The 17,285-nt window shown below is 51.7% G+C and carries 16 protein-coding genes and 1 pseudogene; all 17 read right to left on the bottom strand.

Going from position 1 to position 17,285, the window contains the following annotated elements:
- Nucleotides 1-48: 48 nt before the first annotated feature.
- Nucleotides 49-726 (bottom strand): urease accessory protein UreF, encoded by a 678-nt coding sequence (locus CD000_RS05840; RefSeq protein ID WP_096225141.1) that lies wholly within the window; start codon nt 724-726, stop codon nt 49-51.
- Nucleotides 719-1,165 carry an urease accessory protein UreE gene (gene ureE, locus CD000_RS05835; protein ID WP_020960052.1) on the bottom strand — a complete coding sequence of 149 codons (447 nt, stop codon included), beginning with the start codon at nt 1,163-1,165 and terminating at the stop codon, nt 719-721. The genes CD000_RS05840 and ureE overlap by 8 nt, the downstream gene beginning before the upstream one ends.
- Nucleotides 1,166-1,175: 10 nt before the next feature.
- Nucleotides 1,176-2,885: an urease subunit alpha gene (gene ureC, locus CD000_RS05830; RefSeq protein WP_096225139.1), complete on the bottom strand. Its 1,710-nt coding sequence runs from the start codon at nt 2,883-2,885 to the stop codon at nt 1,176-1,178.
- The gene (locus tag CD000_RS05825) at nt 2,882-3,217 is read right to left on the bottom strand and encodes an urease subunit beta (protein ID WP_096225138.1); all 336 of its coding nucleotides are present in this window, start codon (nt 3,215-3,217) and stop codon (nt 2,882-2,884) included. Before CD000_RS05825 ends, ureC begins: the two co-directional genes overlap by 4 nt.
- A 44-nt stretch (nt 3,218-3,261) precedes the next feature.
- Entirely contained in the window at nt 3,262-3,567 is a 306-nt protein-coding gene (ureA, locus tag CD000_RS05820; protein WP_020755308.1) for an urease subunit gamma, read from the bottom strand.
- Nucleotides 3,568-3,647: 80 nt separating this feature from the next.
- Complete coding sequence (gene urtE, locus CD000_RS05815; RefSeq protein WP_096225137.1) at nt 3,648-4,349, bottom strand: urea ABC transporter ATP-binding subunit UrtE; 702 nt, start codon at nt 4,347-4,349, stop codon at nt 3,648-3,650.
- Nucleotides 4,328-5,092 carry an urea ABC transporter ATP-binding protein UrtD gene (gene urtD, locus CD000_RS05810; protein ID WP_062898664.1) on the bottom strand — a complete coding sequence of 255 codons (765 nt, stop codon included), beginning with the start codon at nt 5,090-5,092 and terminating at the stop codon, nt 4,328-4,330. Before urtD ends, urtE begins: the two co-directional genes overlap by 22 nt.
- Entirely contained in the window at nt 5,067-6,125 is a 1,059-nt protein-coding gene (urtC, locus tag CD000_RS05805; RefSeq protein WP_096226243.1) for an urea ABC transporter permease subunit UrtC, read from the bottom strand. Before urtC ends, urtD begins: the two co-directional genes overlap by 26 nt.
- A gap of 11 nt (nt 6,126-6,136) precedes the next feature.
- Complete coding sequence (gene urtB / locus CD000_RS05800; protein ID WP_096225135.1) at nt 6,137-7,030, bottom strand: urea ABC transporter permease subunit UrtB; 894 nt, start codon at nt 7,028-7,030, stop codon at nt 6,137-6,139.
- Nucleotides 7,031-7,091: 61 nt separating this feature from the next.
- Nucleotides 7,092-8,348, bottom strand: coding sequence for an urea ABC transporter substrate-binding protein (urtA, locus tag CD000_RS05795; protein ID WP_096225133.1), 1,257 nt, complete (start codon nt 8,346-8,348; stop codon nt 7,092-7,094).
- A gap of 296 nt (nt 8,349-8,644) precedes the next feature.
- On the bottom strand, nt 8,645-8,932 hold the full coding sequence (locus CD000_RS05790) for a PDC sensor domain-containing protein (protein ID WP_233130405.1): 288 nt from the start codon (nt 8,930-8,932) through the stop codon (nt 8,645-8,647).
- A gap of 361 nt (nt 8,933-9,293) precedes the next feature.
- Nucleotides 9,294-10,642: pseudogene (locus CD000_RS05785) on the bottom strand (GntP family permease).
- A gap of 134 nt (nt 10,643-10,776) precedes the next feature.
- Entirely contained in the window at nt 10,777-12,321 is a 1,545-nt protein-coding gene (gntK, locus tag CD000_RS05780) for a gluconokinase (RefSeq protein WP_096225131.1), read from the bottom strand.
- The gene (locus CD000_RS05775; protein ID WP_081130802.1) at nt 12,308-13,354 is read right to left on the bottom strand and encodes a LacI family DNA-binding transcriptional regulator; all 1,047 of its coding nucleotides are present in this window, start codon (nt 13,352-13,354) and stop codon (nt 12,308-12,310) included. Before CD000_RS05775 ends, gntK begins: the two co-directional genes overlap by 14 nt.
- 521 nt (nt 13,355-13,875) lie before the next feature.
- Nucleotides 13,876-14,811, bottom strand: coding sequence for an AEC family transporter (locus CD000_RS05765; RefSeq protein WP_096226242.1), 936 nt, complete (start codon nt 14,809-14,811; stop codon nt 13,876-13,878).
- A gap of 75 nt (nt 14,812-14,886) precedes the next feature.
- Entirely contained in the window at nt 14,887-15,573 is a 687-nt protein-coding gene (locus CD000_RS05760) for a response regulator (RefSeq protein WP_096225129.1), read from the bottom strand.
- Nucleotides 15,574-15,645: 72 nt separating this feature from the next.
- Nucleotides 15,646-17,244 carry an ATP-binding protein gene (locus tag CD000_RS05755; protein ID WP_096225128.1) on the bottom strand — a complete coding sequence of 533 codons (1,599 nt, stop codon included), beginning with the start codon at nt 17,242-17,244 and terminating at the stop codon, nt 15,646-15,648.
- Nucleotides 17,245-17,285: the final 41 nt, after the last annotated feature.

Here is a 17,285-nt window from a genome sequence, read left to right as displayed (position 1 = left end):
CTGGATTCTCCCTTCTCTGTCCTTCTTTCGTTCCACGTCAAACAAGATTTACGACATAAACAATCGAACAGGAAGACGTTCATGCTGCATTTGCGCGATTTCCAAGCCGACGGCTGCCGCCCCGAGCTCCTCTTCGTCGAGTGTCTCGATGATGCTCGCGGCATGAATCAAATATGGCTGCACCATGACAAGAAGCTTTTGTCCGTCCGTCTGGCCGAGGGGGATGCCGCGGACCGCGTTTTGCACCATCGTTTGTACGGAAGCAAACAAATACGTCAGCACCGTCGTTTGTTTGACTGCTCCGATTTTGCGGCCAACCGCCGCAAACACAATGGCCGGATGAATGGACCGCGTCGTTTGCACGATCTCATCCAATTCATCGACTCCGTAAATGTCGCGGCACAGTTTCCATAAGCGCCCCCCAATCATTCTCGTTCCTTCTCGCGTTTCCTTCGCCAAGCAGAGAGCAAACAGCGTGTCGTTCAGCCGCCGCAGTCCTTCCATACGGTCGACTTCCAACTGCTCATAGGCGATCCGGCACGCCAATCCATCCGTATACGTCAGCTGGGTCTGAATATAAGCGACAAGCACATCGCCAAACGTTTTGGCATCGCAAATTTGTTCATTGTACATGTATGTTTCAAACCCAAAGGAATGGGAAAATGCTCCAGACGGAAAATTCGAATCGGAGAGCTGCAGCAGCCACAACAACTGTTGGTCAGTCATGGCGATGCCCGATATGGCGGAACGCTTGTTTTACTTTCCGTTTTTCCCTCTTGTACGGGATGCCGAGTTGCTGGAGCAGCTCTTCGACTAAATAGTCGTATTGGACGAGCATTTCCCCTTCCTCGAATTGGGCGGGCAAGTGGCGGTTGCCGAGCTGATGAGCAATCTCCCCCATTTGTTTCATGGAAACAGGCTGGATGACAAGCAAATCATCGGGAAGAACGGATACGACAATGGCATTATGCTCATCCATCCATAACACATCTCCGTCTACCAATTCTTTCGCTTCTTTCAAGCGAATGCCAATCTCCCTCCCATGGTCGGTCACCACCCGCTGAATTCGTTTTACTAAATCATCGCTTGGCATGTACACCCGTTCGATGTGCGGGGGGAGAGAAGAAAGAGCTCGAATGTTGCCGATAACCGTTTCTACAATCATCATCATCACCTCAAAACAGAAAATATCGTTGCGCCATGGCCACAACTTCAGCCGGTTCGCACGTGATGAGCCGCCCGTCGACCTTCACTTCATACGTTTGCGGATCGACATCGATTTGAGGCATGGCGTTGTTGAACACCATATCGTGTTTCGTTAACGAACGAATGTTTCCAACCGGTTTGACGATTTTGTGCAATCGCAGTTTGTCAGGGACGCCGCGTTCGAACGCCGCTTTGGACAAAAACGTAATGGACGTTTTCGCGACGGCGGCGCCATAGTTGGCGAACATCGGGCGGTACAGAGCGGGCTGCGGCGTCGGAATGCTGGCGTTCGGGTCGCCCATCACGCTGTAGGCGATCATCCCGCCTTTGATGACGAGCTCAGGCTTGACCCCGAAAAAAGCGGGATGCCAAACGACCAAATCTGCGAATTTTCCGACTTCGACTGACCCGACATACTTCGCGATGCCATGAGTGATAGCCGGGTTGATCGTATATTTGGCTACGTACCGTTTGACGCGGACATTATCGCCTCGCCCCGTTTCCTCCGGCAAGCGGCCAAACTGTTTTTTCATTTTGTCGGCCGTTTGCCACGTACGTAAAATGACTTCACCGACCCGTCCCATCGCTTGCGAGTCGGAACTGATCATGCTGAAGGCGCCGATGTCGTGCAAAATGTCTTCTGCCGCGATCGTTTCTTTGCGGATGCGCGAATCGGCAAAGGCAATGTCTTCCGGAACGGACGGATCTAAATGATGGCACACCATTAACATATCTAAATGCTCATCAAGCGTGTTTTTCGTATACGGCCGCGTCGGATTCGTGGAAGAAGGCAAAATGTTCGGGAAGCTGGCGACTTTCATAATATCGGGCGCATGCCCCCCTCCGGCTCCTTCCGTATGGTATGTATGAATGACGCGCCCGTTAATGGCCTTCAGTGTATGCTCGACAAACCCGCCTTCATTCAATGTATCGGTATGAATGGCGACTTGCACATCGTACTCATCCGCCACTCGCAAGCACGCATCAATCGCTGCTGCCGTCGTTCCCCAGTCTTCATGAAGTTTGAGTCCAATCGCTCCGGCGCGGACTTGCTCAGCGATCGGCTCTTTCGCCGATGCGTTGCCTTTTCCTAAAAAACCGATATTCATCGGGAACGCTTCGGCGGCTTCAAGCATCCGGTAAATATTCCACTCTCCCGGCGTGCACGTCGTGGCATTCGTTCCGGTCGCCGGCCCGGTCCCGCCGCCGATCATCGTCGTAATGCCGGATGACAGGGCGGTTTCGATTTGCTGCGGGCAAATGAAATGGATATGGGCATCCACTCCTCCAGCGGTCACGATTTTTCCTTCCGCCGCGATCACTTCCGTTGAGGCGCCGATGACAATATTGACGCCATCCATTAACAGCGGATTCCCAGCCTTGCCGATGGCGGCGATGTTTCCATCTTTGATCCCGATATCGGCTTTGTAAATGCCGGTGTAATCAACGATGACGGCATTCGTCAGCACTAAATCGACCGCTTCGTCGCGGGTTGCAAGCGGATGTTGCCCCATCCCGTCGCGAATCACCTTCCCACCGCCGAATTTCACTTCATCGCCGTAAACGGTATAGTCATGCTCAATTTCAACCCATAAGTCCGTATCCGCCAACCGGATGCAGTCCCCAGTCGTCGGCCCAAACATATCCGCGTATTGCCGTCTTGACATGGAAAAACTCATTCTCTTGCTCCCTCCTTCCCGTTGTCATCAAGCGGACCGTTGACCATATTGTTTAATCCGTACACCCGGCGCTTGCCGGAGAACGGGACAAGCTCCACTTGCTTCGCATCTCCGGGCTCAAAACGAACCGCTGTCCCGGCTGGGATGTTCAAATGTTTTCCGTATGCGGCCTGTCGGTCAAATTCGAGAAACGAATTGACTTCAAAAAAGTGAAAATGGGAACCAACCTGCACCGGGCGGTCGCCGCGGTTTACAACCGTCAGCTTCGTAACCGGCTTTTGCCGGTTGCACACAATCGGTTCGTCGCGCAATCGGTATTCTCCTGGGATCATAAGATCACTCCTTTATCCACCTTCATCGGAATCGGCCGGCGCTATTACGACCGGATCGGCTGGTGGACCGTGACGAGTTTCGTGCCGTCCGGAAACGTCGCCTCGACTTGAATCTCGTCGATCATGTCAGCGACGCCTTCCATCACATCATCGCGTGTCAAAATCGTCGCGCCGTATTGCATCAACTCCGCCACCGTCCGCCCGTCGCGGGCTCCTTCCATCAGTTCATACGTAATGAGCGCCACCGCTTCCGGATAATTCAGTTTCAATCCTCGTTCTTTCCGGCGGCGCGCCAAATCGGCGGCCACGACGATCAACAGCTTTTCCTGTTCGCGCGGAGTCAGTTTCACTCATCTCTCCCCCTCTTGAATGCTCCCACCTATACTCGCAGGTTCAAGAAATCTCTCATCGCTAACCCGCGGCCTGTGGCTTAAACAGCAAGAAATGATTGAATATAAGTCAAATCAGCCCCATCGACATCCCCCTTCGCCACGACAGTGCCGCGATCCAAAATATAGAAACGATCGGCACAAGAAAACGCCAGCTCCACGTTATGTTCGACCAATACGATGCCAACCTGTTTTTCTTCGGCGATTTTCATAATCGCATCATGAATCAACTCAACGATCGATGGCTGAATGCCTTCCATCGGTTCATCAAGCAAGAGCAGTTTCGGCCGGCCGGCCAACGCGCGGGCAATGGCCAGCTGTTGCTGCTGTCCGCCGCTTAAATCCCCTCCTTTTCGCTGGCGCATCTCTTTTAGGACTGGAAATAATGCATACATTTCCTCAAGGATCGGCTGAGGACGGACGTTCTCGGCCTGTGCTTCCAACCCGAGAAGGATATTTTCTTCCACTGTCAGCGCGGAGAAAATTTCCCTCCCTTGCGGCACATAGCCGATCCCTGCCCGCGCCCGACGCTCCGGCGGCCATCGCGTGATATCTTCTCCTTCCCATTCGATCACGCCTGACATCGGGCGAATCAACCCGATGATCGTTTTCATCAACGTCGTTTTGCCGACTCCGTTTCTGCCCAACACCGCCGTCACCCGGCTGAGAGGAATGTCCATGCGAACTTGATCGAGCACAACGCTTTCGTCATAGCCAGCGGTTACATTCCGGAGGCATAACACGCGTTTTTCCTCCTTCCAAGATACACATCGATGACTTGTTCGTTTTGCTGCACCTCATCAATCGAGCCTTCGCACAATACTTTTCCTTCATGCATGACCGTCACTTGCTTCGAATAACGGCGGACAAAGTCCATATCATGCTCCACAATGATCACCGCACAATGTTTGGCGATTTCGTGCAGCCATTCCCCCGTGCGCTCCCGTTCCGCCGCGCTCATGCCGGCAATCGGCTCATCCAATAAGAGAAGTTGCGGGCGCTGAATGAGCTGCATGCCAATTTCCAACCACTGCTTTTGGCCATGAGACAGGGTGCCCGCTAAGCGATGACGTTCATCGAGCAATCCAATTTTCTCTAGCTGTGCTGCCATCATTTCTTTCTCTTCTCCAGTCAACTTCGCCCGCAAAACGGAACGCAGACGCCGGTCTTGTCGCATGGCCAACTCCATATTTTCCCATACCGTCAAAAATGGAAAAATGGAAGGGCTTTGAAACTTCCGGGCGATCCCCATTTGCACAATTTCATATTCGGGCCGTTTCGTGATGTCATGGGAGAAAAACAGCACTCGGCCGTCCGTCGCTCTCGTCCGTCCGCAAATGACATCGAGCAGCGTCGTTTTCCCCGCTCCGTTCGGGCCGATCAAAAACCGCACTTCATGAGGGTAAACCGCGAGATCAACACCTTGCAAAGCACGAAATCCATCGAAGTCAACGACGACGTCACGACACATCAACACGGGCTTCACGTTCATGCCCCCTTTTTGCTTTGATGCGAACGGCAACGAGCGATTCATAAATGCCCGCCAATCCTTTCGGAACAAACAGCACAACAACGACAAACAAGGCGCCTAACAAAAGCAGCCATAGATCCGGATAATTTTCGCTTAAAAAGCTTTTCGCCGTGTTCATGACGATCGCGCCCATAATCGCGCCCATGAGCGAGTGGCGTCCGCCGACAGCAGCCCACAGCACCATTTCGATTGAAGGAATAATCCCCATCATCTCCGGGGAAATGAGCCCGACTTGCAGGACAAACAACGCCCCAGCCACCCCGGCAAAGGCGGCTGACAAACTATACACAAACACTTTATAGACGGTCGGATTAAACCCTAAAAAACGAACCCGATTTTCAGCGTCGCGAATGGCAATGAGCACTTTTCCTAGCCGACCAGTCGTTAGACGGCGCGTCATAACGAAAATGAGGGCAAGAACAGCTGCTGTCAGCCAATACAACACAATTTGCGTAAGCGGCGATGATAACGAAAAGCCGAACACGGTCGAAAAATTGGTCAAGCCGTTCGTTCCACCCGTCCATTCTTGCTTGCCGATAAACAGCGTAACAAACACGACAACAACCGCCTGGGAAAGGAGAGAAAAATAGACACCTTTAATCCGATTTTTAAACGTGAAATAGCTTAATAGCGCAGCGAGCAGCGTAGGAAGAGCGATCGCGGCGGCGATGGCCACCATAGGATGCGCAAACGGCTTCCAAAACCACGGCAGTTCGCGCACGCCGCTCCATTCCATAAAATCAGGCAAATGCCCTCGCGAAGCTTCGAGCTTCAAATACATCGCCATGCAATAAGCGCCTAACCCGAAGTACACCCCATGGCCGAGGCTCAAAATGCCGGTATAGCCCCAAATGAGAGAAATGCCGACCGCCACGATGGCAAAGCAAAGAAATTTGCCAAGCAAAGACAGGCGAAACTCCGTTAAATAAAATGGCGCCAAAAACAAAGCAACGAAAAACAGCCAGTATCCCCAACGTTTGTTCACGATGCTTCCTCCCCTCAATCGAGCGACCGCGTCCTCAAGCTAAGAAGACCGGACGGTTTCCATTGCAAGAACGCAATAATGAGAACGAACACAATGACTTTGGCGATGGTGGCGCTTGTGGAATATTCGACGAACGTCGAAATCAAACCAATGCCAAATGCCCCCAGCAGCGTCCCGGCCAGTTTTCCCACTCCCCCTAAAATGACGACCATAAACGCATCGACAATATAGTATGTGCCGATCGTCGGCCCGATCGGCCCAAGCAAGGTCAACGCGCATCCCGCCACCCCCGCCAACCCTGAACCGATCGCAAACGAGTATGCATCAACTTTCTGCGTGGCAATGCCGAGGCAGGCTGCCATCGACCGGTTCATGGTGACGGCTTGAATGCGTCGGCCAGCTCGTGTTTTCATTAAATACATATAGAGAAAGAAAACGATCGCCAACACAAGGCAAAGAATAAACAACCGTTTATACGGAAACACCGCCCCAAACAAGCGGATTCCGCCATCCAGCCAGCTTGGCGGCACAACCGCCACGTTGGGCGCCCCAAAGATGAGGCGGGCCGTCTGTTGCAAAATCAAACTGATCCCCCATGTCGCCAACAAACTGTCCAGCGGGCGGTGGTACAAATGGCGGATCAAGCTTTTTTCCAACCCCCACCCAAGCAAGGCAGCGATGAGAAACGACGACGGAATGGCAATGACAAAGTACATCCCCGCTGATTGCGGTGCATGATGGGCAAAGATTTGTTGAATGACGTAGGTTGTGTACGCTCCGACCATCATCAGTTCACCGTGCGCCATATTGATGACGCCCATCAATCCAAAGGTGATCGCCAACCCAATGGCGATCAAAAGCAAAATCGAACCGACGCTCAGCCCGTTGAATAATTGGTCAATAAACATCGCCGTCCCCCTCTCATGTCCGCTGGGCGAGAAGGAAGGAAATCCCTTCCTTCCAAGTGAACTATTCACTTAATCCTTTCGCCCATGGGTAGCTCTTTAAATACGGATCCGGCTTCACCGGCTGGCCGGAATTCCATAACTCTTTGAATTGTCCGTCCGCTTGGATTTCGCCAATGCGCACCGTTTTCCATAGATGCTGCGTTTCCCCGTCAATTTTCACTGTTCCTTCCGGCGCCTTGTATTCAAGGCCGGCCGCCGCTTTTTTCACTTGATCCACATCAAAGGAACCGGCTTTTTTCACTGCTTCGGCCCATAAATGAACCGCAGTATACGCCGCTTCAATCGGGTCAGCCGTCACGCGGTCTTGTCCATACTTTTCTTTATACTTTTGTACAAATGCCTTATTCTCCGGTGTATCGGTCGTCTGAAAATAGTTCCACACAGCCAAATGACCGGCCAACACATCCGGCCCGATCCCGCGTATTTCTTCTTCCGCGATACTGACGGACATCACCGTCACGTCTTTCGGTGTGATGCCAGCGTCTTTCAACTGTTTGAAAAAGGCAACATTGCTATCGCCGTTGAGCGTATTGAAGACGACAGCCGGTTTCACTTGTTTGATTTTGCTGATAATGGTGCTATAATCGGTATGGCCGAGCGGCGTATATTCTTCCCCGACCACTTGCCCACCTTCGGCCTTCAACTGGGCCTTGATGATTTTGTTCGCTGTCCGCGGAAAGACGTAATCCGATCCAAGCAAGAAAAACGTCTTGCCGCGGTTTTTCAGGAGCCAGCTGACCGCTGGAACGATTTGTTGATTCGTCGTCGCCCCAGTGTAAAAGATGTTCGGAGACGACTCCATCCCTTCGTATTGCACCGGATACCAAAGCAGCCCGTTGTTTTGCTCCACAACCGGAAGCATCGCCTTGCGGCTCGCCGATGTCCAACCGCCAAAAATGGCGGCCACTTGATCTTTTTGCAGCAGTTTTTTCGCCTTTTCGGCAAACGTCGGCCAGTCCGACGCCCCATCTTCCACAATCGGTTCAATCTTCTTGCCGAGCAGCCCGCCCGATGCATTGATTTCCTCAATGGCCATTAACTCGGCATCGCGCAGCGACACTTCACTGATGGCCATCGTTCCGCTCAGCGAATGGAGAATCCCTACTTTGACCGTATCGCCTTCTTTACTAGCCGAAGACGAATCCTTTTTGTTTTCGTTTTTTGCTTGATCAACAGCTGATGACGCCGCACATCCCCCAAGGGCAAAAACGCTGATGCATAAAAGCAACCATAATTTCCACATGAATGCTGGTTTCATTCGCACACCCTTCCCCCTATTCATTATTCATTTGAAACATCGATGAATTCCTGCCCCTCGTTCATCTAAAAGAGCGCATCCCTCCCTTGTTCCTCAAAAGCGATGCATGTTCTCCACGTTGAGGATTTGTTCTTGATTAGCAGTATAAGGCCCACGTTTCACGGACTCAACATATTTGTCATATTTTATTACATATTTTTGTTATATTTATTATCAATCATCTTCCGACCAATCAGCCAGGTCGAAAAACAAAACATGCCCCAAAAAGGCACACATGCACCTTTTTGGGGCAGCGTTCATTTCACAAGCGACAAATCCACTCCAATGACCCCGACAATTTGACCGTTATGATCCCTAATGGGAGCGGACACCGTGACGCAAAGATGTTTCGTCAATGCCGATACATACGGATCGGAAACATACACTGTTCCTCTACAAGCTTCCTGAAACCACGACCGGACTTTGGCGTTGACCAAGCCCGCCGGCGGATTCGAATAGACAAACGCCCCATCAAGACGATTCGACCAGACGGCCTCAATTTCTCCGTTCTGGGATAAAAATTGGTCCAACACTCGTCGGTGCATGACCTCATCCATTTGTTCCAACGGAGCTGACTGAAGCAAAGCCGATAATTTATGAATCGTGTTTTTCACCACCGCACTAGAGGGCTGGTGATTTAGTACAAAAGGTTGCTGATCCCAGACGTTTTTCAATTAGATAAACCTTGCGAGACAATCTTTCTTTTTTGGCGAAATGCCGCTGATTTGCACGTGACAGCTATTTTTCACCTGCCTTCTATAGATACGGTTCTGAAGAAAAGAGGCTGTCTCAAAAAAGAGGCTTGCCACAAAGCGACCATATCTCGTTTTCCATCAATGGGTTTATGCGTATATCCGATAATACGAAAAGGTGTCCCGCCTTTTTAGGACACCTTCCATTCTGCCGTCAGAGAACCACATTCAACAGCAAGACGAAAATAAACGCCACCACCGAAATAATCGTCTCCATCGCCGTCCATGTCATGAGCGTTTCTTTCACCGTCATGCCGAAATATTCTTTGATCATCCAGAAGCCGGAGTCATTGACGTGCGACAAGATCAACGAACCCGCGCCGGTCGCCAAGACAAGCAGTTCCATATTCGTTCCCGGCATGGTAGCCGCGATGGGGGCAACGATGCCGGCAGCGGTCATCATCGAGACGGTCGCCGATCCCGTCGCTACGCGAATGAGCGCCGCAATGCCCCAGCCTAACAGGAGCGGAGAGAAGTGCGAGTGTTTCGCCACTTCCGCGATTTGTTCGCCGATGCCGGAATCAAGCAGCACTTTGTTGAATGCGCCGCCCGCCCCGATGACAAGCAGGATGTTCGCGACCGGGCCGAGGCAGTCGTTGGCAAATTTCAAGACAGCGTCGCGGTTGAAGCCGCGGGCGTAGCCTAAGCTGAAGAACGAATAAACCGTCGCGATCAAGAGCGCAACAATCGGGTCGCCGATAAAGCGCAACACTTTCGCCGCTTCTGACTTTTGATCAAGCGTCACGTTTGCGACAGAGGCAATCAACATCAAAATAACGGGAAGCAAAATCGTGAACAGCGTATTGCCAAAGCCAGGAAGCTCACGTGCTTCTTTATGCTGCACAAGCTGTTCGGCAATCTCCGCCGGCACTGTTTTGTGCAGGCGCGAACCGATCCATTTGCCATACAGCGGACCGGCAATAATGGCGGTCGGCAAGCCGACGATGATCGAGTAAAGAATCGTTTTTCCGACATCCGCCTTAAAAATGCCGACTGCCGCCATCGCGGCTGGGTGCGGCGGGACAAGCCCATGCACGACAGACAAACCAGCGACAAGCGGAATGCCGATCGTCACAAGTGAAATGCCCGTTTCCATCGCAATCGTAAAGACGAGCGGAATAAGCAAGACAAACCCGACTTGGAAAAAGACCGGAATGCCGACTAAAAAGGCGACGACCATCATCGCCCAATGAACGCGTTTTTGCCAAAGCGGTCGATCAACGTTTTCGCAATGCGCTCAGCGCCGCCCGATTCGGCCATCATTTTGCCGAGCATCGTCCCGAGCGCCAAGACGATTGCTAAAAAGCCAAGCGTATTGCCAAGCCCCGCTTTAATCGAATCAATGATCCCCGGCGTTTCTGGCGACGGAGCGACAAGCGGCATCCCCATCGCCAGTCCGACGCCAACGGACACTAAAATTAATGCAACAAACGGATGCATTTTCACCGCCGTAATGAGCAATAACAAAACGATAATAGCGGCAACAACAATGGCGATTTCCATCACAAGCTCCCCCTTTATCTTTGAGATAAATCGATTTAGTGAACAAAGCAAACGTTTTCAGATCTTTGAAGGAAAGGGCTAAATCGATTTAGCGCCCGATCATAGCCAGCTAAATCGATTTAGTCTTCCTCCCTTTACCCACTCCGCCGCTGAAACGCAGCGATGATGTCAAATTCCTCTTTCAATCGCTCATACAAGCGGGCATACAAATCAAACAGTTCAGCGTAAATGAGCGTATGTTCTTCCTTCGGCTCATGGCGGGCCGTTGTGTCGATCCACGTTTTCACCGTTTCCAGCGACGGCAGCTCGCCTAACGCGTAAAGCGCCACCGCGGCCGCTCCTAACGCTGAAGCCTCGTGCGTCTGCGGCACGATGAGCGGTTTGCCGAGCATATCAGAAAGCATTTGCCGCCAAAACGGCGACTTGGCGAATCCGCCCGAGACGCGGATTTCCGACATCGGCCCCGTGACATCGCGAATGGCTAAAGCGACCGAGAGAATGCTGAAGCAGACGCCTTCCATGACAGCGCGGATGAAATGCTCGCGCTTATGATGAAGGCCAAGGCCAAAAAACGTCCCACGCGCGTTCGCATTCCAGTACGGCGCCCGCTCGCCCGATAAAAACGGCAAAAACACCAGCCCCTCGGATCCAGGCGGAACACGTTCGGCGTATTTCGTCAACAAATCGTATGGATCCATTCCGAGCTTTTTCGCCACTTCCCGCTCCTGGGCGCCGAACTCATCGCGCAGCCAGCGAAGCAAAATGCCGCCGTTGTTCGTCGGTCCGCCGACGACCCAATAGCCAGGCGTCAACGCATAACAAAACGTCCGCCCTTTTTCATCGGTCGTCGGTTTTGCCGCAATCGTCCGCACCGCCCCGCTCGTTCCGATCGTGATGGCCGCTTCACCTGGGAGCACCGCCCCGACGCCGACGTTGGCGAGCACGCCGTCGCTTGCTCCGACGACAACAGGCACATCCGGAGCGACTCCCATTTTTTCCGCCCATTCTCTTTTCATGCCAGTCATGATATGCGTGGCGGGAACGAGCCGCGGCAGCTGCTCGCGGCTGATACCAAGAAACGAAAGCACACCCTCGTCCCAATCAAGCGTATCGAGGCGGAACAAACCAGTGGCTGAAGCGAGCGAATGGTCAGCGACATAATCACCGTACAGACGATATAGCACATAGTCTTTCACCGACACAAACCGCCGTGCTTGCTGAAATACGTCCGGCTGCTCTTCCTTGAGCCAAAGCAATTTCGATAGCGGCGACATCGGATGGATCGGTGTCCCCGTCCGCCGATAAATATCAAGCCCGTTCTGTTCTTTCAACAGCCGCTCCGCTTGGGCGACGCTTCGGTTGTCAGCCCAGATGATTAAGCGAGTGAGCGGCCGCCCGGATCCGTCAAGCGCCATGATCGAGTGCATCGCCGCGCTTAAACCCATAGCTTTCACTTGCTTAGGGTGGATGCCATAGCGGACTATCACCGCTCCGACCGCTTGAACGACCGCCGCGAACAGTTCATCGGGATCCTGCTCCGCAAACCCCGGGTGCGGCTGGATGATCGGATAGTCGATCGCATGAGAGGCCAGCACTCGTCCCTGTTCGCCAAACACAACGGTTTTCGTGCTCGTCGTCCCGATGTCCACACCGATGACGACACGTTCATGAATCTTCATCGTTTCTCCTCCCTTCTTTGCCATTTCCCCGTTTGATCCATGTCCGCTCCACCAATGCCGGGGAGAAACGAAACACGCGCGGGCTGTCGGCATGATTCGAATCCATTTGTTCAAACACACGCTCCGCCGCTTTTTTTCCCATCGCAAACGTTGGCTGGGCGATCGTCGTCAACGCCGGTGTATAAATATCGGCAAACGGCACATCGTCAATATTGATGATCGCCAGTTCATCCGGCATACGGATGCCCGTCTCCTTCACAAACCGCAAAACGCCCATTAACGTCAAGTCGTTAATCGCAAACAAGGCGTTTGGCCGCTCCGATTCCATGAACCGCTTCTTCAGCTCCCCAGGCAGCGCGGCAGGTTCAGCGGCGATGACGTTTTGATCGCCAACTTCAAATCCCCTTTTCTCCATGGCCGCCCGAAACCCTTCAAATCGTTCCATCCGCGGCACGTTGTAAGGGACAAGCGGCGGGGTGACAATGGCAATCCGGTCGTAGCCATAGGAAGCGAAATACTGAACCGCCATTTCCGCTGCACCTGCATTATCAAGCAGCACGCTGTCCGCCTCCACCCCCGGCACCATCCGGTCGACAAACACAAGCGGAAAGCGCTCCTCGACAAGGCGGCGGTAGACCTCTTCATTTTTCCCTGTCGGAAACACGATCAGCCCGTCCACTTGTTTCGCCAGCAACATGTCAACATATTTTTTCTCCTTTTCCGAATCATCGCCGGAGTTGCAGACAATGACTTGAAACCCGCGCTTTTGGCATTCCTCTTCAATGGCGTGCAGCACTTGCGTCGTCAACATATGAAGCATGTTGAACACAATCACGCCAATGGTCGCTGTCGTCTTTTGCTTTAAGCTGCGGGCGATGACGTTTGGCTGATAGCCAAGTTCCTCGATCGCTTGAGCGATGCGCTTTCTTGTTTCCTCGCTCATATATTCATAGCGTTTGTTCAAGTATTGCGAGACCGTGCTTTTCGAAACGTTGGCCAACTTCGCGACATCGGCCATCGTTACTTTTTTCAAAAGGGATCCCTCTCTCGTACTAAATCGATTTAGTTCAAAAGCGTTTTCATAAACCGGTTTAGCTTTATTATAAACCAAATGAAAGCGGTTTACAATAGTTTTGGATTGAAATCCTAAAGCGTCAGAGAAAGTTCGAAAATCCAATGTTCTTCTTCGTTTTCGCACCTTTTGAATCAAAACGTCTGGTCAATCGATGAGTTCTTTGATAAACGGAGAATACATGCGAATGTTCCTCCAATGGGTTGGTTTGGTCACCTTTACCATACAGGAACATTCGCATTTTTTGCACCCTCTATTTTTCCTATGCATACCTATTCTTAAAATCCCAAGTACAACTTGTGGTGAAGAGCCGATATTGGTTCATCACCAAAAGATGTACTTGCACCTGCCATTAAAGTATGGTAGCTGTTTCTAACTGAACCTGCAATGTAAGCTGTAGGGTTTTGACACGAAAGCACATTGTCGTCGATCCCCCCATGATTTTTGCATGATTGGGAGTCGACGACAGCTTGCCCTCGTTTTCATCCAGCGATCGGAAACAACAGCCGGGCCGCATACACAACGCCTGTAACGGTAATGGCGCTCAACAAAGTCGACACCAACACCGCCTGGGCGGCGTAATCTGGGTGGCAGTCATACTCGAGTGCATACAGCGCCGTATTGCGCGAGCACGGATAGGAACTAGCAATGAGCAACGCCTGAGCCGTCACTCCATCAATTCCTAATAGAAAGATCAAAGACGCAGCCAACAGCGGCGACAAAACGAGACGCCCAAACACACTTGCATACACAAGCGGCGGCAAGGCGTTAAAACGGGCGTAGGCGATTTGCGCTCCCAACGTAAAGAGGGCGATGGCTAAAAACGCATCGGCGACCCGCTGAAGCGGCGTCCATAAAAATGATGGGATCGGGACGTGGAGCCATCGGCAGACCACGCCAAGCAACAGCGCGTGAAGGACGGGATTTTTCCATATCTCCGCAGTCCATTTCTCCCTTTTTCCATTCCCGGATACGAACTGATATACCCCATATGTATTCGTCAAGAAATTTTGAAAGATCGTCACCATAATTTGAATCGTCGCCCCGAGCGGATGTTGATGAAATACAAGCTGACTGACCGGGATGCCGAAATTACCTGAGTTGTTCAACACAATGGTGTTTTGAAATACGGCTGACAAACTCCGTTCTAATTTGAACAACTTGGCCATCATCATACTCAAAACGATCAGTCCGCTGTTTTGCAACAAGAGAAATGCTAAGATGGCCGCCAACACCTTTCCGTTCAACTCACTGTCATACACGTTGATGAATGCGACTGCCGGCAACAGGACGTACATGTTCAATTTGGATAATGTATTGAGGTCAAGATGAAAGAAGCGGTGAAGCCCTGCCCCCAAGCCGACAATCAATAACATCGGAACCATCACTTGCAATAAAATGCCGCTAAAAACAGCCAAGACGTTTCCCCCGCTTTCTTTGTGCATATGTCGGCTCGATGTTCCTTGTATAACGTTGTTCAGACATCCCGCCTTTTACACTTTTTTTCGATAAATCCGCTCCGGACGACCGACCGATCCATAGACAATATCGGCTAGCACTTGTCCCGTGGAGACAAGGTATTCTAAATATCGACGGGCGGTCGTCCGGCTTGTGCCAATTTGCCGTCCGACTTCTTCGGCCGTCACTCCATCTTGACACCGTTTCACAACCATCAGCACTTTTTCAAGGGTTAGCGGTTGGATGCCTTTTGGAAGCATAGGCTGATCCCTAACCGGGGCCTCCCGCCCGATCAGTTTGTCGACATCCTCTTGATCGATCCACTCTTTTTCTTTCATCCACTGCTGCATTTTATCATAATATTCTTTATATCGATGCAATGTGTCGGCGAATCGGTCAAACATAATCGGCTTGATAATATAATCAAACACCCCGCCATGCAGCGCTTGTTTCAAGGCATCCACTTCTCGTGCTGCTGTGATCATAATAATATCGATATTGGAAAAGCGTTCCCGAACCCATTTTAAAAAAGAGAGGCCGTTCATATCCGGAAAATAGACGTCAAGCAACAACATGTCTGGCCGCAACACCTCCGTCAATTCCCTTGCCTCTTCAGCGTTCGTGGCGATGCCGACCACTTCATACCCATTCACTTTCTCGACAAAGCGCCGATTAATTTCAGCGATGCGGCGGTCGTCTTCAATAATAAGTACACGAATCATCCCCCCTGCTTCCCTCCCTCCGAAATATTGATGCATAAAGGTGTAGAGGCCTTTTATGGGAAATGCTTTCTTTCAGCATGGGTTGGCACGGCCCGACCGCTTCGGAATAATGACGGTAAACACCGTTCCCTCTCCTTGTTTCGACTGGTAGGTGATTTGCCCACCAAGCATCGCCAGCGCCTTCTTGACAAGATCAAGCCCATACCCACGGAGGCCGTTGGCTTTGGTCGAAAAGCCGCGCTCGTAGATCCGTTCCGCTACAGCTGGGTCAATGCCTAATCCGTTATCCTCGACCTCAATAATCAAGTCATCGCCGAGGTCGGTCAAAAAAATGGTCACTCGTTTCTCTTCCTTTCCGTTATGGAGAACGGCTTCCATGGCGTTATCTACTACATTTCCAATAATGGTTACTAGATGGTCCCGGTCCATCCATGGCGGCACATCACGGAAACTGCTTTCCCGATCGATTTCAAACACAATTTTCAGCTCGTTGGCGCGATTGAACTTGCCGATCAGCAGACCGCCGATGATCGGATCCGGAATTTCTTTCATGACAAACCGGACGATGTTTTGTTGCAAGTCGGTCTCTTTTGCGATCAGTTCAAGCGCTTCCTCATACGATTCCAGTTGAATCAGGCCAGAGATCAAATACAGCTTGTTGGAAAATTCGTGCGTTTGCGCGCGCAAGGCATCGGCATAACTGCGAAGCTGCGATAACTCTTTGGTCAAGCGATACAATTCCGATTTGTTTCGAAACGTCGACACCGCTCCGATCACACGCCCTTGCTTGTCTTTGATCGGAATGCGGTTGGCAATGACGGTTTCTTCCCCTAACACCATTTCATCGTCAAATTCTGCCTGCCCCGTCCGAATGACTTCAGGCAGCCTCGAGTGGGGAATAAGCTGCAAGATCGGCATTCCCAACACATCGCGTTCGTTCTCATACCCAAGCAGCTTCAGCGCCGTTTGGTTGACCATTGTAATCGTTCCCTCTTGATTGATGGCCACCATTCCTTCGCGAATTGCCTCTAAAATCGCCTGCTTTTCTTGGTAGAGCAAACCGATTTCTTCCGGTTCAAGGCCATGAATCGATTTTTTCACCGTGCTGGCGATCGCCATTGCACCCACCGCTCCGAGAAAGAGGGCAAAAACGGAGAAGAGAAACATCTTCATACGATACGACCATACTGTACGCTGAATATCCTCTAGCAAAAAACCAACCGAAACAATGCCGATCACCTGTCCGTTTTCATCCAAAACCGGCGCTTTTCCGCGGATTGCCGGACCGAGTGAACCGACCGCCTCCGAAATAATGGCCTTGCCTTTGAGCACCTCACCGTTGTCGCCCCCGACCATCGGTTTGCCGATCCGGTCCGGCAGTGGGTGAGCATAGCGGATTCCTTGGCGGTTGCCGATGACGACGTATTCCGCCCCTGTCTTTCGGCGAATATATTCGGCAAACGGCTGCAAGCGCACGGACGGATCGGGGTCGCGGAACGCCTCGCGCACAAGCGGGGTGGACGCGACGGTTTCCGCCACGTTCAGCGCCCGCATGCCGATTTGTTGTTTGAGCGTTTCAGCAAACATATGTTGGAATAAAAACGTAAGAAACACGATGACAAACAAAAGCAGCGAACAAATGATCATCATCAACCGTGTTTGCAGTTTCATCGTGCTGTCCTCCAAACGGAAAAATGAAAAGAAAGACCATC

Origin of the sequence: Geobacillus sp. FJAT-46040 (assembly GCF_002335725.1) — a bacterium.
Taxonomy (GTDB): domain Bacteria; phylum Bacillota; class Bacilli; order Bacillales; family Anoxybacillaceae; genus Geobacillus; species Geobacillus thermoleovorans.
This window is presented reverse-complemented; position numbering and strand designations above follow the sequence as displayed.